We start from the raw sequence: 22704 nt of genomic DNA on the forward strand, positions 1-22704 counted from the left end.
ACCTTTGCTCCCAAGGTTGGGCTCGAACCAACGACCCTCTGATTAACAGTCAGATGCTCTAACCAACTGAGCTACTTAGGAATATTCTTCAGACTTAACGTCCAAGGCGTTTTTACCTTTGCTCCCAAGGTTGGGCTCGAACCAACGACCCTCTGATTAACAGTCAGATGCTCTAACCAACTGAGCTACTTAGGAATATTCTTCAGACTCAACATCCAAGGCGTTTTTACCTTTGCTCCCAAGGTTGGGCTCGAACCAACGACCCTCTGATTAACAGTCAGATGCTCTAACCAACTGAGCTACTTAGGAATATTCTTCAGACTTAACGTCCAAGGTGTTTTTACCTTTGCTCCCAAGGTTGGGCTCGAACCAACGACCCTCTGATTAACAGTCAGATGCTCTAACCAACTGAGCTACTTAGGAATATTCTTCAGACTCAACGTCCAAGGCGTTTTTACCTTTGCTCCCAAGGTTGGGCTCGAACCAACGACCCTCTGATTAACAGTCAGATGCTCTAACCAACTGAGCTACTTAGGAGTGTTTCATTACGTCAGGCAATAATTTAGCGATCTGCTTTGCTTAACGGATTGCAAAGGTGCACTATCGTCTTTAATTATGCAAGTATGCCCACAAAATTTTTTTCATCAAATCATCCTTCAGGAACCAATAGGCTCATTTTCAATTTTTTTACTGACTGATTTTTTTCCGTCCGCAAAGTACTCCTATTAACAAATCTGACCAACATGGTGTACTCCCTTGAGGAAATCATGAAAATCTGTCGGACGAATAAGGTCAGCCTGTCGTAATTTATGACAACCCCAAGCCACGCCACTGACAGCCCGAAGCCCTTTTCGGCTGCTGTTGTTAAATAATGTTAAGGTTTCCGATTGTATTTTGCTATGGCGCGAGCTTTGCCGTTATTTCAACTGTAATAAGAATCTATTCACAGAAATATAATATATCCATGAGTAATCGAAAGTTATTTCTTGCATTATTCGCGGCCTCATTATTAGGCGCAATCATCGCCGTTGGAGGATTTCAACTGGTAGCGCCACAACAAGAAGCTGCCACTCCCCAAAACGACGCTATTCAACAGCACACCAAATTAACAAACTACTTATCCCAGACGGACGCCTCGGTTCCCGAAGGACTGAACTTCGTGATGGCTGCTGAAGCCACCACCCCTTGTGTAGTACACATTAAATCAACGATTACAGAAAGCTCAAACTACGGCGGACAACGCAGCGAACAAATGGAGGAATGGCTTCGACAGTTCGGCTTCGAGCCTCGCCGCCAACAGCCCCGATCAGGTCAGGCTTCAGGCTCAGGGGTCATCATCTCTAAAGATGGTTATATTGTGACCAACAACCACGTGATCGACAAAGCAAGCGACGTAAAAGTGGTGTTGAATAATAACAAGAGCTACGAAGCGAAAGTCATTGGTACCGATCCTGCAACAGATTTGGCGGTCATCAAAATTGATGGCGATGGCGACGACTTCCCATTTGTAAAATTCGGTGATTCCGATGGCATCAAGGTTGGGCAGTGGGTACTCGCTGTAGGAAATCCATTTGAACTGAATTCTACCGTAACTGCGGGGATCATCTCCGCCAAAGGTCGAAACATCAATATCAACAGAAGCCAGTATGGTATTGAGTCTTTCATTCAGACGGATGCTGCGGTAAACCCGGGCAACTCAGGCGGCGCATTGGTCAATCTTAAAGGAGAGCTGATTGGCATTAACACAGCCATTGCCTCACCAACAGGATCGTATGCGGGTTATTCATTTGCTGTCCCTGCTTCACTGGTTAAAAAGGTAGCCATGGATCTCAAAGAATTCGGTATTGTACAGCGTGCATTGCTCGGGGTTGCAATTCGTGAAGTAAACGCTGATTTGGCCAAAGAAAAAGACTTGGATGAAGTACAAGGCGTATTTGTAGCGGGAGTAAACGAAAACTCATCGGCAGACGATGCAGGCTTGGAAGAAGGCGATGTGATTTTGAAAATTGACGACAGTCCAACCAATACCGTTGCGGGCTTGCAAGAATCCATTGCACGCCACCGTCCTGGCGACAAAGTAAAAGTTACCTTCAAACGTGGCAGCAAACGCAAAACAACAACGGTTACCCTCAAGAACATGATGGGCGAAACCACTGCGGTAAAATATGCAGGCTCGACAAAAATCGAAGGCGCAACTTTTGCCAACCTGACCCCAAAAGACAAAGAAGCTCTCGAGGTTAAAGGCGGTGCCAAGATCATGGAACTTAAAGCAGGGAAATTCAAAGATGCTGGTCTCCGCGAAGGTTTCACCATTACCCAAATCGATAAACGCCCGATTCACAATACCGAAGACCTGAGCCGTGTGCTTTCGTCGAAAAAAGGCGGTATCCTCATTGAAGGGAAGTACGAAGAAGGTGATCCTGTTTACTACGCTTTAGGCTGGTAAATCGCCTCAATATAAATTCTTCATTTTTTAGGCCTGAGTAATCGTTTACTCAGGCCTATTTTTTTATATTTCGAGACAAAACAGGCCTTTTTAGACTCCATTCAAGCGTTTCGAGATTTTGATCATGAAAAAAAATGACATATGCGTCGTTTTTTTTACCATTCTAAATTGAACAATCTGAAATTTAATTATTTTTGCCTGCACAATTGGTTCGCTATATCAATGGCTTGCCATGCAGAAAAAAGATAACCCGAAACCCCAATTTCAAACCTTTGGGGTGGAACACTTTTTTAGCTTTTATATACTATACTTACAACAGAACTAATGACGAAGATTCGATTAACCGAGGCAGATCGTTTTGAGCGCCGCCACAATGGCTCTCGAGAAGTAAGAACACAAAAAATGCTGACGAAAATTGGCGTGGACAGCGTGGATGAACTGATAGATCAGACCATCCCTGCGGCCATTCGACTGAAGCAACCCCTACAATTGCCTGCCGCACAAACCGAGCACGGCTTTCTAAAAAGCTTTAAAAGTATTGCTGATAAAAACCAGGTATTCCGCTCGATGATTGGATTGGGTTATCACGATACCATTACACCAGGCGTAATTCAGCGTAACATCCTGGAGAACCCAGGCTGGTACACGGCCTATACGCCATATCAGGCAGAAATCGCCCAGGGCCGTCTGGAGGCTTTGATCAATTTCCAGACCATGGTAACCGACCTGACAGGTATGGAGCTGGCCAACGCCTCCTTACTTGATGAAGGAACTGCCGCCGCTGAAGCCATGTCGATGCTTTTCGCAACCCGCAAAGGAAAGAAAAAGAAGGCCGCCTTCAAGTTCTTCGTAGATCAGCATACCTTGCCACAAACACAGTCAATCCTGAACACCCGCGCAACGCCTATCGGTATTGAACTGGTAACTGGAGATGTGGCTGAATTTGATGCTACTGATGAATCATTTTTCGGAATCCTGTTACAATACCCTAACAGTGAAGGGGACATCCTCGGATACCCTGCTGTGGCTGAGAAAGCAAAAGCCAACGACATTAACGTTGCCGTTGCGGTGGACTTACTCGCTATGGCACTACTTACCCCTCCGGGTGAATGGGGTGCCGACGTAGTGGTTGGAACAACCCAAAGATTTGGTGTACCATTAGGCTTTGGTGGCCCACACGCCGCTTTCTTTGCGACAAAAGAAGCCTACAAGCGCCAGATTCCAGGCCGAATTATTGGGGTATCGCAAGACCGCGACGGCAACAAAGCCTACCGCATGGCCTTACAAACCCGCGAGCAACATATCAAAAGAGAGCGTGCAACTTCCAACATTTGCACCGCACAGGTTTTATTGGCCGTTATTGCGGGAATGTATGGCGTTTATCACGGACCTGAAGGCATTAAGACCATCGCCACCAACGTACACGGACACACTCAGCTGATTGCAAAAGGGGTAGAAGCTTTCGGCTTTAAGCAATTGAATGGCGCCTATTTCGATACCATCAAAATTGAAGCCACTGCTGCGCAAATAGCGACTGTACGCACCCTGGCTGAAAAGGCGGGCATCAACTTCCGCTATGCCGAAAATTTCATCGGCATTGCCGTTAACCAGACCACAGCGCTTGAAGACGTTCAGGATATCCTGACTATTTTTGCTGAAGCTGCACAGGCCGATGTGAAATCCTTCGACCTGACCGCTGCCGCCGATCAGCTGGAAATCTCCTGGGCTGATCAGTTCAAGCGCAGCTCTGAGTACATGACACACCCGGTGTTCCATGCTTACCGCTCAGAACACGAATTGCTTCGCTATATGAAGCGCCTTGAAAATAAAGATATTTCTCTTGCCCACTCGATGATTTCGCTGGGCTCCTGCACCATGAAGCTGAATGCTACCGCAGAGATGATTCCGATCACCTGGCCATCGCTGGCAAGCATTCACCCTTTTGCGCCTGCCAACCAAACAGAAGGTTATTTTGAGATTTTCCGAAACCTCGAAGGCTGGCTGAATGAAATCACAGGCTTTGCAGGCACCTCCCTTCAGCCCAACTCTGGCGCACAGGGTGAATTCGCAGGACTGATGGTCATTAAGGCCTATCACGAAGACCGTGGCGATCACCACCGAAATATCTGTATCATCCCTACTTCTGCACACGGCACCAACCCTGCCTCAGCTGCTTTGGCAGGAATGAAGATCGTTTTGGTGAAATGTGATGATGCGGGTAATATCGACGTAGCGGATTTGCGTGAAAAAGCGGAAGCGAATAAGGAAAACCTTTCAGCACTGATGGTTACTTACCCTTCTACGCACGGGGTTTATGAAGAATCAATCATTGAAATCTGTAACATCATTCATGAGAATGGCGGACAGGTTTACATGGATGGTGCCAACATGAACGCACAAGTGGGCTTAACCTCCCCTGCCAATATCGGTGCGGATGTTTGCCACCTGAACCTTCATAAAACTTTTGCCATTCCTCATGGTGGTGGCGGACCAGGCATTGGCCCAATCTGTGTTGCTGAACAATTGGTACCTTTCCTTCCTGGAAGCCCATTAACGGATCTTGCAGGTGGCGAGAAAGCCATTACAGCCATCTCTTCTGCACCTTGGGGCTCGGCTGGTGTATTGGCGATTTCTTATGCTTACATTGCCATGATGGGCAGCGAGGGCTTAACGAACGCTACTAAATTGGCCATTCTGAATGCCAATTACATTCAGTCCAGATTAAAAGACCATTTCCCGGTATTGTATGTTGGCGCTAATGGCCGCAATGCCCATGAACTGATCCTTGATTGTCGTCAGTTTAAAACAATCGGCATTGAAGTTGAGGATATCGCCAAGCGACTGATTGATTATGGTTTCCATGCACCAACGGTTTCTTTCCCTGTTGCAGGCACACTGATGATCGAGCCTACGGAGTCTGAATCTTTGGAAGAACTGGATCGTTTCTGCGATGCTATGGTGGCGATTCGTCAGGAGGTAAAAGAAATTGAAGACGGAAAAGCCGAGGCGGAAAATAACGTGCTGAAAAACGCACCACATACGCAGGCCCTGGTATTGAATGACAACTGGGAGATGCCATACAGCCGCGAGAAGGCGGGCTACCCACTGCCATACCTTAAGGAAGCTAAAATATGGCCTTCTGTCAGAAGAATTGACAACGCTTTTGGCGACCGTAATTTGATGTGTTCCTGCATCCCTGTAAGTGAATATGCAGAGGCAGAAGCTTAAAAAATAAAATTGCGAATCACTAAAAAAAGCCTGAAGGACAACATGGTTCTTCAGGCTTTTCTTTTGCTTAGATTGTTGAGCACGCGTTTAAAAATTGATCATCCTTCGGAAAATTCAGACTACTGGAAATTGATGCTGAATAAATTTTCAACAATAGCATCGCCAAATTTCCCGCACAGATTTCAAGTTTTAAACACCCACTGTATTTTTTCAGGCCTTAACTCAATGGCTCTGCGGTTGTTTAGCGCAGGTAAAGCGTATGCTTTTCCCATCCCTTTTCTTTCAGCTTGTACGTCTTAAGCACCAGCTGATCTGCCTTAATTTTCTTCACCTGCATACGCTCAGACATTGTCGCGTGATGCTCGGCATCCTGATATTGCAGCACCAGATATTTGCCATCAAGTACCCAGGTACCGTGCGAATAAGGATCATTAACACTCTCGATGTAAAATTTGCCATCATGATGAAAATTGATCTTTTCTCCCATCTGGAAGCGGTCATCTACACGGCCGTCCACTCGAACTATTTTCCATGTTTTCTGAACAAGATACGATTGCGCCTGCGTTGCTCTGCGGTTTTGCCCGAAAGTAACGGCTGCCAACAGGCAAAGCACAAGACTTAGGAAGAGGTGTTTTTTCATGGTCGTATTTTTTTAGATTGATGATGCTTATTATACGCTGAATTACAGCAATTGAAGGTTATGATCTTTCACATAAACCGCTTTCCCTTCCCACAAAATTTTCGTCCACACATCCTGATGCCCAACAACCTCTACACGGTGGCCTGCACCAATCATCCCGACTACATCCCCACCTGCTGAAGGGGCATCAAGCATGGCCGTTTTCGGAAAAGATACAATGGCACGGTGGCCATCAACTTTAATGTTGAGCTCAAGGCCCCAAAAGAGAATCAGTGCCCAGGAAGCCGCAACAAATGACCACTTCGCCGTTACTGATTTATTGTTGTAGTACAAAAACCCCGCCAACAATAAGGATAATATCAAGAAAATTAAGACATTAAATAAGTCATAATATTGTTGATATAAGTTTGAAAAATAAGCACGATCGCCAAATTCATAACCCTGAAGCTGTGCATTCTTGGCTAAAGTGTCCATTTTTTTCAATACCCCCTGATCGAGTGTCCGATCATAATATTTATTCAGAAAATACATCGTCGCCCCATAATCCTTCATCCCCTCTTTGATGAACGCCATTTTCAATAACATTGAATTACTCACTAATTGCTTATCAAAAACTAATTCTTGATATAATTCAAAAGACTCCGTGTAGTGCTTCTGAGCGAACAAACTGTCCGCTTTTGCTAACTGTTCATTATCCGATTGTTTTCCAAACGATTGCGAAAACACACCAAAAAAAACTGTCAAAAACAAAATAATTTTCTTCACCAAACTTTGCGTTTAAAGACTAACCTACTACATTTGCATTCCAATTACGGAAAGATCGAAACAAAACGATCACTGCTTCAAATATGATGTATTGATCTCAGAATCCGAAATAAGCCTCGGATTTTTTATTGCTTTCTATTTTTCATCTCAGATTCGGTAGCTCAGCTGGTAGAGCATCTCCCTTTTAAGGAGAGGGTCCTGGGTTCGAACCCCAGCCGAATCACAGAAATAAATTTCTGTAAAGATCACAGATTGGCATAACTTTTTCTGCCTCTCTTTAGTCATATTTCAGACCAATAATTGATTCGGTAGCTCAGCTGGTAGAGCATCTCCCTTTTAAGGAGAGGGTCCTGGGTTCGAACCCCAGCCGAATCACTCCAAAATAATACTTGCGTAATAACGCACGATTCGGTAGCTCAGCTGGTAGAGCATCTCCCTTTTAAGGAGAGGGTCCTGGGTTCGAACCCCAGCCGAATCACTCCAAAATAATACTTGCGTAACAACGCACGATTCGGTAGCTCAGCTGGTAGAGCATCTCCCTTTTAAGGAGAGGGTCCTGGGTTCGAACCCCAGCCGAATCACAACCTAATAAATCCGTGTTAACACACACGATTCGGTAGCTCAGCTGGTAGAGCATCTCCCTTTTAAGGAGAGGGTCCTGGGTTCGAACCCCAGCCGAATCACATTGAAAGTCGATCTTTTTGATCGGCTTTTTTTGTTTACAAACGGGTTACATTCCTCCCTTCCGCAAAAGAAGCACCTCCACAAATGCGCCGTTGATAGGCTTTCGGCGAACGTTGGTTGAAAAATTTCACTCCCTTGAAAGCATTCCGATAGTTTTGAGTCCAAATTCAACCACACTATCAATATATGTATCGCTTTTTAACATTGGCCACTTTTTCGTGCCTCAGCCTATTGATCCCTATAATGGGGTTTGCCCAGAAAACACCGATCGATCAAAAGATAAAAGTTACCCACAATTACCTGGGACGAACAAAAAACCAAATTCTCCAGCACCTTATCGTTCATAAAAACCTTCGTAAAGATGGCCCTGAGAAGATTTTCTCCGACGAACTTACGGATATGAAATTCTATCGAAAAGCACCCATCAAGGAGGTTTTGGATGATTTATTTGAAGGGACTGACTTCCATTATAAACTGATGGCAGACCGCACGCTGGTCATCAGGAAAACAGATGTGAAGATTAATGCCCTGGATCAGATAGACGCCACACGAAGCAATTTCTCCTTATTGGGTACCGTCAAGGACTTCGTAACGGGGGAGCCCCTGCCCTATGCAACCATACAATTTGCTTATGGTACGGGCAAGGTGAGCAGCACAACCAACCTCGAGGGCTTGTTCAACCTCAAAAATGTTGCTTCGGACACGGTAACACTTTTGGTGAAATACCTCGGCTACCAGACGGTCAATTACAAACTCACCCCCGAGCGCATCAAAAATAATCATGTGACCATCCTGATGGAGAACGATGCCATGGAACTTGAGCAGGTGGTGATTTCCGATTTCAAAGAAAACCAGATTATGAAGCTCTCTGGCGAGCCTGGCCGAATGGCAATTTCCCCAGCACAGTTACGGGGGCTTCCGTCGTTGGGCGAGAAGGATATTTTCCGATCGCTTCAGCTTCTGCCAGGTATTAGCGGCACCAACGAAACAAGTAGTGGGCTTTATGTGCGCGGAGGAACGCCAGATCAAAACCTGATCTTACTGGATCACATCCCTATTTTCCATGTCGATCACCTTTATGGCTTCTTTTCGGCTTTCAATACACAGGCCCTGAAGGATGTTCAGGTTTACAAAGGCGGCTTTGGTGTTCCTTATGGCGGCAAAATGTCCTCTGTCGTGGATATCACTGGAAAGAAAGGAAATGCTGAATACTGGCAGGGGAATGTCAACCTGAGTGGACTCAGTGCAAGTGCTTTACTCGATGGGCCGATCAACAATGGAAAAGGCAGTGCCCTTATTGCCTTCCGACGTTCATTTCAGTCCTCTTTGTTCAATAATATCAATGATGTTTACGACAATGGCAATACCGTTGCGCCAACTCCTCCGGGTGGTGGACCAGGAGGCGGACGGCCTGGTGGTGGTGGCGGCGGTGGTCGTGTGCAATCTCAGCCTTCCTTGTATTTCTGGGATTTAAATGCCAAAGTGAGTCACCAGTTGGGGGAGAAAGATCAGCTTTCTTTTAGCTACTATCAGGGGAAAGATAATATGGACAACTCCCGTTCCTTCAGTATTTCGAGGCCAGGAACCGAGTCCGTCGATATTTCAGCAATTGATGAAAACTACTGGGGAAACATCGGCAGTAATATGCAATGGAACCGCCAGTGGAATCACCGCTTATTTTCTTCCCTGAATTTGAGCTATTCGCAGTACTTCAACAACCGCGAACGCAGTGCCAATGTGGGACGAAACGAGGAAGAGCCTCCAATGGATATTGAAAACAACAGTATTGAAGATTTGCGCCTGCAATGGGATTTTGATTATAACCTCAGTGACCGACATCAGTTAAAAATGGGTTCACAAATCGATTTTAACCGTGCGCAATACGAATGGTACAATCAGGACACCACCTATGCCGACCATCAGCTTCAGGGGAATACTTTTGCTTTCTACCTACAGGATGAATGGAAGATTGGCAGTGCCCTTAGCCTGACAGGAGGGCTGAGAACAACCTACTACGATATTACTGATCAGTTTTATTCTTCCGCACGGCTCTCTGCCCGGCTGAAGATCGCCCCGAACACCCACCTTAAAGGTGCTGTGGGCAATTACTATCAATTCAGCAGTCGCATTACCAGAGACAATATTGACGACCGCCCACGGGAATTCTGGCTGATTGCCGACGGCGACCATCTCCCTGTGGGGCAATCGACCCATTACCTTTTGGGCCTTACCCATGAATGGAATAATTTGGTACTGGATGCCGAGCTTTTTTATAAAACCATTGATGGCCTTTCAGAATACAGTTCCGCAGGTCCTGCAAATTCAGGCCGACCAGGCGGATCGATCGATATTGGCGAGGAGAATTTCTATCAGGGAACGGGCTACACACAGGGAATGGAATTGTTGCTTCAGAAAAAGGCAGGGAATTTCACGGGCTGGGTGGGCTACACCCTCTCCCAGGTCGTTTATGATTTTCCAGAACTGACGGATCAGCCATTCTATGCGCTGCACGATCAGACCCATGAATTTAAAATGGTGGGGAATTATAAATGGAACAGCTGGATTTTCGCGGGCTCGTGGATCTACGGAACAGGCAAACCCTATACCGCTGTACTGGGCAGTTACACCTCCACCCTGCCGGATGGCAGCCTGGATTACCACCCCATTCTGTCGGATAAAAATGAATACCGCCTGCCCGACTACCACCGTCTTGATGTCTCCATCACGCATGAATGGAAGCTGAGTCGCCGTTCTGCCCTTGATGTGGGCATTACCTTCTTCAATCTTTACAATCGGGATAATGTATGGTATAAGCAATACGACATTGTAGAGGGGGAACTCATCGAAACGGAAGTGAACACCCTGGGCTTCACGCCAAACTTTTTCATCAATCTGAAATTCTAACTATGCGCTATTTACTGATCATTTCCTGCCTTCTGTTTACTGCCTGCCAGCAGGTAGAGGAGTCTGATTTTTCCATCATGACCCTGCAGACCTATCTGTACCCCAATCAGAAAGCCAACTTACAATTCGCCTATTATGATTATTACGATTCACTGCCTCAGTTTCCTTCAAATATCAACCCTTCACTGCGTGTTGATGGCGAGGATTATGCCTTGATCCACCTTGACTCTGGGCACTTTCAGTCCGTAAATACCCTCCCTGCGAATGAAGCCTCAGTATTTGAAGTTGTGGCACTGGATGGCTCCCTGACCTCCACAGCCACCATGCCTGAAGCACTTGGATCCGTTGCGCTGATTGACAGCACCGAGCTTTACAAAGATCAATTTCACACTTTCATGGAGGCGAGAGCATACCAGAGGGCGACGGCACTGCAAATTTATGTTGAGAAAGCCAGTGGGCAGTATTATTACTATCAGATGAAACGCCCCGAGGAAGGGGAGTATATTTATGATGAAGACTATTGGGCGAGCGATGTGGATTTACCTTGTGGGGTCTCCGCTTCAGATTCCCTGTTTATTGATGGGGCTTACCTTGAAAAACTGGGCGAATATGAGCTGGTGGTGGCCTCCTGTTCCGATGAGTTTGTCCGTTATTTTCAGGGAGGAATAAACACAGGAAGTATCGACCCGAATTACTCCAACATCAGTGGTGGCGTGGGTGTTTTCACTGCCATGAATCCTGACACCCTTGTTTTCAGCCTGAAACGAAATACCGACAGCGAATCCTTGTGAGCAAGGTGGTAAATGCAGACAAAAAAAGGCCCCCATTACGGAGGCCTTTTTTTATTCTTGATCAGTGTTTTCAGTTTAAAGCCGTCAGTTCAACGGGCTTCATTTTCAGTATTTTTTCCGCAAACTCAAAAGAGGCCTTTTCAACCCCTTCAACATCTTTACTGAAACTGCGCCCCGCAATTACATGATTACCTGCATTGGGGAAAGCCACCTTTTGCTTAAGGGCTTCCGAAGTTCCAAGCTGATCATACATTTTCAGTACAGAAGCCACGTCCACCGTGGGGTCCTGATGCGCTTTATCTTTATAGTAGTAACCCACAAATGTCGGTTGCTTAATCTTCTCGAAAGTTTTCTTGGTCATGGTAGCATCCATGAGTGAACGCAGAGCCACCAGCGCCTCGATGCGGTATTTTTTATTCCAGTACCGATCCACTTCCTTGGTGCTGCCCTTGTCTTCGCGATATTTGCCTCCCAACACCAAACGGGCAATTTGAAGCCCCCAGGGTTTTGTCAGCAAAATCGATGATTTATCAACGATGTCCACATTGGGAGAATAACAGATCAAACCATCCACCAAATCGGGATTGTTTGCCGCAAGGTACAAGGCCAGCGTCCCCCCCGTAGAGGTACTCATCAGCAACACCTTCTTGCCCAGCTGGTGCCCAATGGCGATGGCACGTTTAGCGGAATTCACCAAGCCTTCAGGAGCCAGGTCCTTCAGTTCATTCTCCGAAGCCACCCCATGCGCCTGCAATCGTGCAAGGTAGAGGTTGCAACCGAATCTTTTGGCAAAATCGCGGTGGGTAGGGTTCCCTTCATATTTACTTGCTGAAAAGCCATGCAGGTACACCACACACCATTCCGTTTTTTCCTTCAGGCTGTCGTTTGCCCAGACAATTTCAGCCTCATTGTTCGGTTTGATATTTGGCACCGCCGCTTCGGCTTTTTTCACCACAGCCTCCACTTCAGAGGGCTGCATATCAGGCAAAAGCTTGATTTTCGGATCGAGCTTAGGCTTGGGACTTTGGGGCCCTATGAAATAAGCGCCAAAGAGCAATACCGCCAGCCCTCCCATTAAGAATTTTGATCGTCTGTTTATACTCATGGTGTATTGTTTATTTTTTCAGAAGTCGTTAGGTGGAATGTCGTTGGTCTACATGGGTTCAAACACAATGCACCAACAAAATAATATTTCTTTTACTTATTTACCACGGCTTTGCACCCGCGGAAAACATAAAGTAAAATAATACCCATTTATTTATTCAACTGCTCAAAAACCTCCTCACTAAAATCGGTCAACGAGTCCAGCAACACATCTGCCACCTGAAATCGCGGCTGATCCTTTAATTCTGCCTCAGGCACTCCTATGGCTGTCATCTTCGCTGCTTTTGCGGCCACCAAGCCGTAAAAAGAATCCTCAAAAACCAGGCATTCTTCGGGCAGTACGCCCATTGCTTTGGCCGTATTGATGAACACCGAAGGGTGTGGTTTGCCGTACTCCTCCTGCATCCCTGAACGCATCACCGTCAGATCGTCGGCAATTCCCATTTTCTTGACAAAAGAAGTAATCAAAGACATTGGCGAGGAGGAAGCCAGCGCCATAGGTATCCCCTGCTTATGAAAAAAGGCGATGGTCTTTTCAACACCAGGCATTGTGCCGCCCTTTTCCCACACCAGCCGATCTACTTCAGCAAGAATGTCGGCATTCACTTCTTCAATGGTACGGTCCCGCCAGGGGTACTTCCGTTGCCAGTAGGCAATCACTTCATCCATGCGAAGCCCCATGGTTTGCAGGGCCATTTCCCAGGTCATGGGCACGCCCAATTGATTAAAAATGGAAATCATCGCTTCCCTCCACAATGGCTCTGAATCAATCAGAAGGCCATCCATATCAAAGATTACTGCTTTTATCACTGCTATATCGTTATTTTTTTTACTGCTGAAGTGTCCTTGCTTGTTACGGCATTTAGGGTTTAGCGTACCGCTTCAATGAAGCGCGTGTTTAAAACTTAAAATTTGGAGTATTGTAGCAATGCTGAAGGAATATTTTGAGCGAATAGTATTGCTGAAAATAGTTCAAAATCAACTCCAATTATCCGAATTTCAGATAGGTAATAAATTGATAAACACGCCCTAAGGTGCACTTACTTTTTATAGTTTGCCAATACCTGCTGATAGTAAGCCTCATATTTAGGCAGAATATTCGAAATATCAAACTCCTTGGCACGGGCAAGTGCATTGGCTTTAAAAGTCGGCAGGTGGTCATCATCGAGGATCTTTTTAGCCTTCTCCACCATATCGTCGATATCGCCTATCGGAGATAAATAACCCGAATAGCCATCTTTGTTCAGCTCGGGAATTCCCCCAGCATCAGACGACAAAACGGGCACTTCGCAGGCCATAGCTTCAAGAGCGGCCAATCCAAAGCTTTCTTTTTCGGAAGGCATCAGGAATAAATCGGCGACAGAAAGGACCTCTTCCACGGCATCGAGTTTTCCGAGGAAACGGACATCCGCACAGGTACCGAGCTTACGGCAGAGGGCTTCCGCTTCTGGGCGGTCGGGGCCATCACCCACCATCAGTAATTTACAGGGCATGGATCTTCGCACCTGGTCAAAAACCCGAATCACATCATTGACCCTCTTTACGGAACGAAAGTTCGAGGTGTGCACCAGCAATTTTTCCCCATTAGGGCAAATGGCGGTTTTGAAGTGTTCTTTGGGTTGCTTCTTGAAGCGTTCCAGATCAATAAAATTGGGAATCACCTCGATGGGCTTCTGAATATCGAAATGGCTGAGGGTGTCTTTTCGCAGATCATCAGAAACCGACGTGATGCCATCAGAAGCATTGATACTGAAAGTAACTACGGGCGTATAGGTGGGGTCTTTTCCTACCAAAGTGATGTCGGTACCGTGCAGGGTGGTCACCACTGGAATAGAAATGCCCTCGGTCGCCAAAATCTGCTTGGCCATAAATGCTGCAGAAGCATGCGGAATGGCATAATGTACGTGTAGAATATCCAGCTGCTCATATTTCACCACATCGACCAGTTTGGAGGCCAGGGCCAACTCATAGGGTGGGTATTTGAAAAGCGGATAGGAACGCACCCCTACCTCGTGGTAATACAGGTTCTCGTTAAAGAAATCCAGTCGGCGTGGTTGCGAATAGGTAATAAAATGGACTTCATGTCCTTCGAGTGAAAGTGCTTTCCCAAGTTCGGTGGCAACGACTCCGCTGCCGCCGTATGTAGGATAACATACTATTCCTATTTTCATGTTTACAGTTTATTGTCGTAAAGATCTGTAATCTGCTGATCTGTAATAGATTTGTAGATAAAATCTTGAATCGTGGGTCTAATATTTAAGGTAACTAATTTTTTGTTACGAGAGGTTGGATAGGTTCTATTTGATAAGAAAATATACACTAAATCGTATTGGGGATCTACCCAAACCAACGTCCCTGTAAAGCCCGAATGCCCGTAGGAATCGCGGCTTGCATAGCGCGAGGCGGAACTCATCATGGGGTCTTCCAGGTGGGGTTTGTCCCAGCCCAACCCGCGTCGGTTGAGCGTGTATTGCTGTGCGGTGAAGGTATCAATGACCGCAGGCATAAAGTACCGCACCCCTCCGAAGGAACCTCCTTGCAGGTTCATCTGCATGAGCTTTGCCAGATCAATGGCATCGCCAAAAAGGCCCGCATGTCCCCAGGCCCCTCCATGCATGGCGGCATGCGGATCATTCACATCGCCCCGTAATTCCTCATGCCTGAAGAAGTCATCTTTCTCCGAAGGGATAATTCTTGAAAGAGGCAATTTCCGCTTTGGGTTGAAACATAAAGTGGAAGCCCCGAGAGGTTCATAGAAGTTGTTCATCACAAATTCCTCCATCGGTTCTGAAAGTAATTTGGAAGCCAGCTGGTACATGATGTACATGCCAATATCCGAATAGCGGTAATCGTAAGGCTTGTTCAGGCGGTCCGCAGGTTTTTCGCGCAGCGGAGAATTAATTGCCCAATGCCAGAGGGAATCTGGCAATGAGTGGCGCCCAAAAACCCCTTTGGCTACGGGCACATCGTAATCTTTTATTTTTTTGACGGAATAGTATTTGGGATCAATGCGCTTGGCCACCATGGTGCTGTCCCAGAAAGGGTAATAAGGAAACAGCCCAGCCTGATGGCTGATGATATCGCGGATGATCAGGTCTTCCTTATTGGAGCCTTTGAGTTCTGGCAAATAGTAGGAAGCCTTTTTATCGAGGTCGATCAGGTTTTGCTGATACAAATACATCAGCACCTGCGTGGTGGCCGCCACCTTGGTTACCGAGGCCAAATCATACACTACATCTTCCTGTACTTTCACTTTTTTTGCATAAGTCTGATAGCCATAATCACGATCAAAGACAATACTACCATTTCTGACCACCAAAATCTGCATTCCTGGTGCTGCTTTTTGCTTAATAGTCTCGGCAGCGACACTGTCAATCTTGTTTAATATCTGGCTGTCCATTCCTTCCGACTCAGGGTTCCCGCATCTGAGCCGACGCAGATTTTGCGTCCCCAGCCCTGTACCAGCGGGGAACTTGGGCCCCGCAGAAACGGGCAGCTTCCCTTTGGCGGGAATCGCTCCAAAAATTAAGGCTGCTGCTGCCTGATGCGCTTCCTCCACATCGTCATAGGCACAAATGAGGTGCTCAGCATCGCCCATAAACTGTACGGCATAAGGGTTGCCAAATACGGTGACCACCACGCGGTGCCCAGCAAGCTGAAGCCGTTCGATCATCATTTGTTCTTCCCGATTGATGCCATACCGCTGACTCGCCTTACGACTCATGTGGTGAATGCCAACCACAATGGTTCCATAGGTTTTTAGCTTTGCCTCCATACTCCTGATCTGTGCAGAGGTAGCCTTTTTCCCGAGATGGTAGCCATCGAACTCAATATACCTGTTCAGGTATTTGTAGTAAGTATTATGCCCTGTATTGCTGTTAAGCCCCAAATAGGCAAATTTGGTGGTGTCCAGCACCTGAATCGGCAGGTAATTGTCTTTGTTAGTGACCAGGGTGGCGGCCTGTTCATACATTTTATAGCGGAGGGCTTTAACTTTTGGCGTATTGAGCCTTTCTACCAACCCATCGGTTGGCAGGGGCTGCCAGTCGTTCAGGCCCGCCTTTGCCTTGGCGAGCAAAATCTTTTTAACCTTGTGGGCCACCTCTACAGAATCCAGTGTGCCATCTGCGAGGGCTTTTTCAATGGCCGTAACTCCTTTGGCGACATTGGCAGGAAATAACAGGACGTCGTTTCCCGCCTGCAAGGCAAGTACTTCCGCCTGCCCCGGACTAAAATTATCCGATACGGCATGCATGTTCAACGCATCGGTAAACACCAGTCCATCGAAATGCAGATCGTCCCTTAAAATTCCCTTGATTATTTTATCTGATAATGATGCGGGACGGTTCTTGCGCCCATCAATTTTAGGCAACTCCAGATGCCCCACCATTATGCTTTCCACCCCCGCTTGAATGAGTCCGCGGAAAGGCTTCAGCTCCACCTCATCGAGCCGTGTGCGGCCATAAGGAATAACTGGCAAAGCATAATGAGAGTCCTTACCCGTATCGCCATGTCCAGGAAAATGCTTGGCATTGGCAATAATCCCATTGCTTTGCAGCCCTCGCATATAAGCGATGGTTTTACTTTCCACATTATGGGTATTCTCCCCGAAGGAACGCGTACCGATCACAGGGTTTTTGGGATTAACATTCACATCAGCCACAGGCGCAAAATCAATCTGCATTCCCAGGGCTTTGAACTGATCGGCCACCACGGCGCCCATCTCATGCACAAGTTCACTTTGCGGCATGGCGCCCAAAGTCATTTGGCGGGGAAAAGCGGGAACACTATCAAGTCGCATCGAGACACCCCACTCGGCATCCATCCCGACCCATAGTGGCGTTTTACTGACCGACTGATAATGATTCAGCAGGTTTGTCTGACGAACAGGTCCACCCTGAAAGAATATCAGTCCACCGACATGGTACTGTTTGATGAGCCGCTCGACCATCTGCTGCTCGGGCTTTCCTTGGTTGGAATAGGCAGCCACCATAAACAACTGCCCAATTCTTTCCTTTGGACTCATGTGTTGGTAAACGCTGTCGGCCCAGTGTTTTTGTGCTTCAGTGGGCTGAGCGAACAAATAGCCATGCGATATGATCAGGGTAAAGAGAAATAAAGTAACTTTTTTCAACATCAGGGGGTTGAGATTTTGACCTAAAATGAAATATCCGCTAATTTTACGGTTGGAAGCGAAAATGCGATGATATAACTTCAAATCAAAATCATTAATTTTGCATCCGGCCATTAAATGTAAAAAATGTCATGAAACTTCCTTCTCTGTTTAAAATTCCGAAGCATCAACAATTCAATGTTAAGCCCCGCTATTATGATCCCGTAAAGGAGCATGTGGAAGAACGGCGCCGAATTGTTGAGCAACAAATGGCCCGTGAGGCCAGGGGAGAGTCAGATGCCGCCTATGCGTCCTCGATTCGGGAGGGCTTTCAGCGCAACCGCAAAAAAAACAGCCCAGTACGTGCTGGGATGGCGCAGGGGCTGATGGTCATTGGGCTGATCAGCTCTGTACTGATCTACTGGTTCTACGGCGATTGGGCATTTTATTTCTTCGGAATTTTTATTGCTGCCTACATTTACCTAAAAGTCAAAGGAATCCTTTAAATTTGCCCTATTCCTACTGATTAATCTTTTAAGGTCCACATTGCATGTCTGATATTATCAAACTTCTTCCTGACGCATTAGCCAACCAAATTGCTGCGGGTGAGGTCGTTCAACGCCCTGCCTCCGTAGTTAAAGAGTTGGTAGAAAATGCGATTGATGCCCATGCCACCGCCATTCAGGTGATCGTAAAAAATGCAGGAAAATCCCTCATTCAGATCATTGACAATGGTAATGGGATGAGCCCTTCGGATGCGCGCATGAGTTTTGAGCGGCATGCGACCTCCAAGATTACCTCTTCGGAAGACCTATTTTCTATTCGCACCATGGGGTTTCGTGGCGAAGCGATCGCTTCTATTGCCGCCGTATCTCAGGTGGAGCTGAAAACTCGGCAGGCCGAGGATGAAGTAGGAACACTTATTATTAATGAAGGCGCTGAATTTAAGGAGCAAACACCGGTAGCCACCGCTGTGGGCACCTCTTTTGCGATCAAGAACTTATTCTTCAATGTTCCTGCACGCCGAAAATTTCTAAAAAGTAACCAGGTAGAGCAGAAACATATTATTGAAGATTTTCAGCGCCTCGCACTGGCACACCCTGATGTGGCCTTCTCGCTGAACCTCAACGAGCGGGAGATTTTCAAGCTGCCACGCACGAAGCTTTCGCAGCGCATCGTCAATATTTTCGGTAAAAATTACCGCAGCCAGATGGTCCCTATGGAAGAAGAGGTACCACATTTAAAAGTATCGGGCTATGTAGGGAAACCCGAGGGGGCAAAAAAAACCCGTGGCGAGCAATTTATCTTTGTGAATAACCGCTTTATAAAAAGCAGTTACCTGAACCATGCCATTACGAATGCTTATGACGGCCTGCTGAACAAAGATACTTACCCATTTTATGTCATCTTTCTGGAGATGGACCCTGAGCAGATTGACATCAATGTGCACCCGACCAAAACAGAGATTAAGTTTGATGATGAAAAAACGGTATATGCCATTTTGCAGGCAACCGTTCGTCAGGCCATTGGTGCGCATCACCTGGCTCCTGCCCTTGATTTTGACAGTAACGTCAATTTCACACCCCTACTGAATATCGACCTCAACCCCGAGGAACTTGACAAAGAGATGATCAGTACCAAAGGACAGGATGATACGCCCGTTATTCCACGTGAGGAACCCAAAACCTTTCTGAAAGGATTTTCCTCTGCGGCTTCCCCTTCCAGTGAGCAAGCCGATGTGTTCAGGCCTTCCCCGGGGAAAAGCCAGCAATGGGAACAGATGTTTGAACAGAGCGACAACACACCGTCCACTTACCAGCCAACGACTGGGCGTTCGGAAAATACGGATAACAATTTTGAAACCAGGACTTTCCAATCTCGCGGACAGGAACAAACAGGGGCGATTACTTTTGAAAGCGCCGCCAATCAGTTGCGAAAAAAAGACCGCCTGAGTTCGGAGTTTTTCAATACGGAAGATTCCCTGAGCCCTTTTCAGGTACTGAATCAGTTTATTGGTTTGCCTTCGAAAACAGGGCTGATGCTCATTGATCAGCAAGCGGCACATGAACGCATTCTGTATGAAAAATACGCAGCGACACTGGTTACTAAAACAGGCTCCTCTCAGCAATTTCTATTTCCTCAGAGTATTCAACTCAATGCCGCTGACTACAATCTGGTGATGGATCTTGAAGATGAAATTCGTTACCTCGGCTTTGATTTTGAACTTCGTGAGCAAAACATGATTAGCCTTAACGGCATCCCCTGCGACTGCAATACCCACGGCAGCGGTGAACAAGCGCTTTTTGAGGGCTTGCTTGAGCAGTACAAACAAAATCAGCAAGACCTTTCCCTGAACCGACAGGATAACATTGCCCGCGCAATTGCCCGTCGGTCAGCGATAAAAAATGGCACAAAACTGACCATCGAAGAGATGAGAAACCTGCTCGAGCAACTGTTTGCCTGCGCAAACCCGAACTATGCCCCCAATGGACAAAAAACCTATACGGTACTCGATGGGGACCGCATGGCGGGTTTCTTTAAGTAAGACAGCAGCTGTACGGACGTTGCCTGCGGCGTCCCTGCTGCCACAAAAACACTTTATCCCTCCTTTTGTAAATTATATTATTTACATTTGAATTCTACAGACGGACATCCGTAAATATTGTAAATTCAAAAAGATAATTTATATGATGGGAAGAATCACTCCTATGGTGAAAAACCTGCTGCTGATCAATATCGCAGTATATATTCTAACCAGTGTCATCCACACCCCACTTTCTAACCTGATCACCAACTATGGTGCCCTTCGCTATCTGAACAGCCAGTGGTTCCTTCCTTTTCAGGTGATCACTTATATGTTTATGCACGGAGGCTTCTGGCATATCGCCTCCAACATGCTCGGGCTGTTTTTTCTCGCCCCGCTATTGGAACAGGTGTGGGGACCAAAAAAATTCCTTATTTATTATATGGCCTGTGGTATAGGTGCCGGGATTCTTTATGCCGGTGCGGGTTCTGTGGAATCTATGTATGTCAATAAAAACATCAACTCCTACCTTTCTATTGAACATCCCACACCCCAACAATACAATGATGTGGTGGACATACTTGATCGGCATGCTGATAATTATATCAATATTCCTGGTCTGCGCGATCTTTATTATGACTACAGCGAACAAGGCGCCAGCCAGTCTAATTTTGAAAGAGACAGCAAACGGATCATGTTTAAGGTGAGTGAGGTTTACAAAGCAAGCAGGGACCGTTTCCAGCTTATTGGAGCTTCAGGCGCTATTTTCGGTATTATCCTCGCTTTCGGCATGATGTTCCCCAACCTCGAACTCATGTTACTGTTCCCCCCTATCCCCATCAAAGCAAAGTATTTTGCCCTCATGTATGGGGCCTATGAACTCTTCAGGGGCGTCAATCAATCGCCGGGAGATAATGTTGCTCACTTTGCGCATATCGCCGGGATGATTGTTGGATTTATTATATTACGACAGTGGAAAAAGCAACATGGCAGTTTTTATTAAAGCTTGCCCCGCAGAATCGAACCGACAGAATGATTCTGCGTTAATCTTGTTGTAAGAAAAGCACTAAAATGAACGGTATATTTAACGAAATAAAGAATTCCTGGAATCGCCCCAATAATGGGCTAATGCAATTGATTATCGTCAATGTAGCAGTATTTATCGCAGTAATCCTCACGAAGGTAGTCATGACATTAGCCGGATATCATCAGGTTTATGTAGAGATGATGTCCTACTTAATGCTTCCTGCTGATATTCATACTTTCATTTACCGACCGTGGACGATCTTCACCTACTTCTTTTTACATGAAGCGCCACTGCATCTGCTGATCAATATGTTTGTATTGTATTGGTTCGGAAGTATCCTGCTTCAGTTCAAAGGGCAGGGAAAGCTGATTACTTTATATAGCCTCGGTGGGGTTGTCGGTGGTTTATTTTACCTGTTACTTTTTAATACGCTTCCATTCTTCTCGGAACAAGTGGCTCTGAGCCAAATGTTAGGTGCTTCGGGAGGGGTATTTGCCGTAGTGGTTGGTGCAGCGACACTCGTTCCCAATTATCGGGTAAATTTATTTTTACTCGGTGAGGTGCGCTTAAAGTTTATTGCACTGGTGTATGTGTTGTTTTCACTTGCTGATACCACAGGTGCAAACGCTGGAGGAAATATTGCGCATATCGGTGGAGCATTGGCTGGTTTTATTTATGTGCTCAGCCTGCGGAATCATAATGGCGATATTTCTGATATTTTCTCAGGAGTCAGGGGTTGGTGGAACAGTTTGTTTACTAAACCTTCGAAGATTAAAGTAACGCATAAAGCGGAGTTTCAGACCAAATACCGCTATAACAACAAGCCCAATGTAGGGATGGATGTAGATCAGGCCGTGATTGATTCAATTCTTGATAAAATCTCTGCCAATGGCTATGAAAGCCTCACTAAAGAGGAAAAAGAAAAGCTTTTTAATGCCAGTAAAAAGTAATTAAACAGGAAATTCAAGGTCTAAAAAAAAGCCACATTGAAACCGATTTTTTGGTTTTAATGTGGCTTTTTTGTTGAGCATGTTTTCGATCAGTAACGGTAAATAAGAAGGTTACCGTTACCTTCATCTGCAACCTGATAGGGTAAAAGATCATTTAACGCAGGCCCTGAAAGATATCTACCTTGGCGACTGAAATGTGATCGACACCCTTCGCTGGGGTCTATGATCTGACTATAACCCGTATCTTCATCCATTACCAAAGCCTTGCAATCATGCTCTGTAAAATAGGAACACAGCCTGTCAAATGCCCGATAGCTCCCATCATTGTTATTGACCAACAGAATCCCTTTGATCCCCACATCATTTAAATACATGAAGCCATTGTGTTTGGTTAATTCTGGGTAATTATTCACGTTTAACCGCTTTTCAACGCGCTTATACGGCCAGCCTACCTGTTGAGTGTCAGGCCCACAAGCTTGCATAAAAGTGGCCACGGCTAAAAATAGGACAATCAAAAATTTCTTCATG

15 protein-coding genes and 10 tRNA genes are annotated in these 22704 nt (G+C 46.2%); 13 read left to right on the plus strand and 12 right to left on the minus strand.

The window, feature by feature from the left end; translation table 11 throughout:
* Positions 1–7: 7 nt before the first annotated feature.
* From AABK40_RS11415 to AABK40_RS11435, 5 genes are all read right to left on the minus strand, one after another.
* Positions 8–81, minus strand: a tRNA-Asn gene (locus AABK40_RS11415).
* Positions 82–121: 40 nt separating this feature from the next.
* Positions 122–195: transfer RNA gene (locus AABK40_RS11420), tRNA-Asn, on the minus strand.
* A 40-nt stretch (positions 196–235) separates the two neighbouring features.
* Positions 236–309, minus strand: a tRNA-Asn gene (locus tag AABK40_RS11425).
* A 40-nt stretch (positions 310–349) separates the two neighbouring features.
* Positions 350–423: transfer RNA gene (locus AABK40_RS11430), tRNA-Asn, on the minus strand.
* A 40-nt stretch (positions 424–463) separates the two neighbouring features.
* Positions 464–537, minus strand: a tRNA-Asn gene (locus tag AABK40_RS11435).
* 427 nt (positions 538–964) lie between these two features.
* Here AABK40_RS11435 and AABK40_RS11440 point away from each other — a divergent pair.
* Both AABK40_RS11440 and gcvP read left to right on the plus strand, forming a co-directional pair.
* On the plus strand, positions 965–2446 hold the full coding sequence (locus AABK40_RS11440; RefSeq protein WP_338397124.1) for a Do family serine endopeptidase: 1482 nt from the start codon (positions 965–967) through the stop codon (positions 2444–2446).
* A gap of 324 nt (positions 2447–2770) precedes the next feature.
* Complete coding sequence (gene gcvP, locus AABK40_RS11445) at positions 2771–5674, plus strand: aminomethyl-transferring glycine dehydrogenase (RefSeq protein ID WP_338397125.1); 2904 nt, start codon at positions 2771–2773, stop codon at positions 5672–5674.
* 241 nt (positions 5675–5915) lie between these two features.
* Here gcvP and AABK40_RS11450 read toward each other — a convergent pair whose 3' ends face one another.
* Entirely contained in the window at positions 5916–6314 is a 399-nt protein-coding gene (locus tag AABK40_RS11450; protein ID WP_332922941.1) for a hypothetical protein, read from the minus strand.
* Positions 6315–6356: 42 nt separating this feature from the next.
* Positions 6357–7079 carry an SH3 domain-containing protein gene (locus AABK40_RS11455; protein ID WP_332922942.1) on the minus strand — a complete coding sequence of 241 codons (723 nt, stop codon included), beginning with the start codon at positions 7077–7079 and terminating at the stop codon, positions 6357–6359.
* A gap of 150 nt (positions 7080–7229) precedes the next feature.
* Here AABK40_RS11455 and AABK40_RS11460 point away from each other — a divergent pair.
* The 7 genes from AABK40_RS11460 (at position 7230) to AABK40_RS11490 (ending at position 11458) form a co-directional block, all read left to right on the plus strand.
* Positions 7230–7302, plus strand: a tRNA-Lys gene (locus AABK40_RS11460).
* 79 nt (positions 7303–7381) lie between these two features.
* A tRNA-Lys gene (locus tag AABK40_RS11465) sits at positions 7382–7454 on the plus strand.
* A 30-nt stretch (positions 7455–7484) separates the two neighbouring features.
* Positions 7485–7557, plus strand: a tRNA-Lys gene (locus tag AABK40_RS11470).
* A gap of 30 nt (positions 7558–7587) precedes the next feature.
* Positions 7588–7660: transfer RNA gene (locus AABK40_RS11475), tRNA-Lys, on the plus strand.
* A gap of 29 nt (positions 7661–7689) precedes the next feature.
* Positions 7690–7762, plus strand: a tRNA-Lys gene (locus AABK40_RS11480).
* 187 nt (positions 7763–7949) lie between these two features.
* Entirely contained in the window at positions 7950–10667 is a 2718-nt protein-coding gene (locus tag AABK40_RS11485; protein WP_332922392.1) for a TonB-dependent receptor, read from the plus strand.
* Positions 10668–10669: 2 nt separating this feature from the next.
* Complete coding sequence (locus AABK40_RS11490) at positions 10670–11458, plus strand: hypothetical protein (RefSeq protein ID WP_338397126.1); 789 nt, start codon at positions 10670–10672, stop codon at positions 11456–11458.
* Between the two features lie 70 nt (positions 11459–11528).
* On the opposite strand, the gene AABK40_RS11495 is transcribed toward AABK40_RS11490, so the two are convergent.
* The 4 genes from AABK40_RS11495 to AABK40_RS11510 form a co-directional block, all read right to left on the minus strand.
* Positions 11529–12563, minus strand: a complete 1035-nt coding sequence (locus AABK40_RS11495) for an alpha/beta hydrolase (RefSeq protein WP_338397127.1) — start codon at positions 12561–12563, stop codon at positions 11529–11531.
* 149 nt (positions 12564–12712) lie between these two features.
* Positions 12713–13372, minus strand: coding sequence for a hexitol phosphatase HxpB (hxpB, locus tag AABK40_RS11500; protein WP_338397128.1), 660 nt, complete (start codon positions 13370–13372; stop codon positions 12713–12715).
* 230 nt (positions 13373–13602) lie between these two features.
* Complete coding sequence (bshA, locus tag AABK40_RS11505) at positions 13603–14733, minus strand: N-acetyl-alpha-D-glucosaminyl L-malate synthase BshA (protein WP_332922396.1); 1131 nt, start codon at positions 14731–14733, stop codon at positions 13603–13605.
* Positions 14734–14735: 2 nt separating this feature from the next.
* On the minus strand, positions 14736–17699 hold the full coding sequence (locus AABK40_RS11510) for a serine hydrolase domain-containing protein (protein ID WP_338397129.1): 2964 nt from the start codon (positions 17697–17699) through the stop codon (positions 14736–14738).
* Positions 17700–17827: 128 nt separating this feature from the next.
* On the opposite strand from AABK40_RS11510, the gene AABK40_RS11515 reads away from it, so the two are divergent.
* The 4 genes from AABK40_RS11515 (at position 17828) to AABK40_RS11530 (ending at position 22176) form a co-directional block, all read left to right on the plus strand.
* Complete coding sequence (locus tag AABK40_RS11515) at positions 17828–18181, plus strand: hypothetical protein (RefSeq protein WP_332922398.1); 354 nt, start codon at positions 17828–17830, stop codon at positions 18179–18181.
* Between the two features lie 44 nt (positions 18182–18225).
* The gene (gene mutL / locus AABK40_RS11520; protein ID WP_332922399.1) at positions 18226–20220 is read left to right on the plus strand and encodes a DNA mismatch repair endonuclease MutL; all 1995 of its coding nucleotides are present in this window, start codon (positions 18226–18228) and stop codon (positions 20218–20220) included.
* Between the two features lie 142 nt (positions 20221–20362).
* Positions 20363–21202 carry a rhomboid family intramembrane serine protease gene (locus tag AABK40_RS11525; RefSeq protein WP_332922400.1) on the plus strand — a complete coding sequence of 280 codons (840 nt, stop codon included), beginning with the start codon at positions 20363–20365 and terminating at the stop codon, positions 21200–21202.
* Between the two features lie 68 nt (positions 21203–21270).
* Positions 21271–22176, plus strand: coding sequence for a rhomboid family intramembrane serine protease (locus AABK40_RS11530; protein ID WP_338397130.1), 906 nt, complete (start codon positions 21271–21273; stop codon positions 22174–22176).
* An 89-nt stretch (positions 22177–22265) separates the two neighbouring features.
* On the opposite strand, the gene AABK40_RS11535 is transcribed toward AABK40_RS11530, so the two are convergent.
* Complete coding sequence (locus tag AABK40_RS11535) at positions 22266–22703, minus strand: Rieske (2Fe-2S) protein (RefSeq protein ID WP_338397131.1); 438 nt, start codon at positions 22701–22703, stop codon at positions 22266–22268.
* Position 22704: the final 1 nt, after the last annotated feature.

Source organism: Persicobacter psychrovividus (assembly GCF_036492425.1).
In the GTDB taxonomy this organism is placed as follows: Bacteria; Bacteroidota; Bacteroidia; order Cytophagales; family Cyclobacteriaceae; genus Persicobacter; species Persicobacter psychrovividus.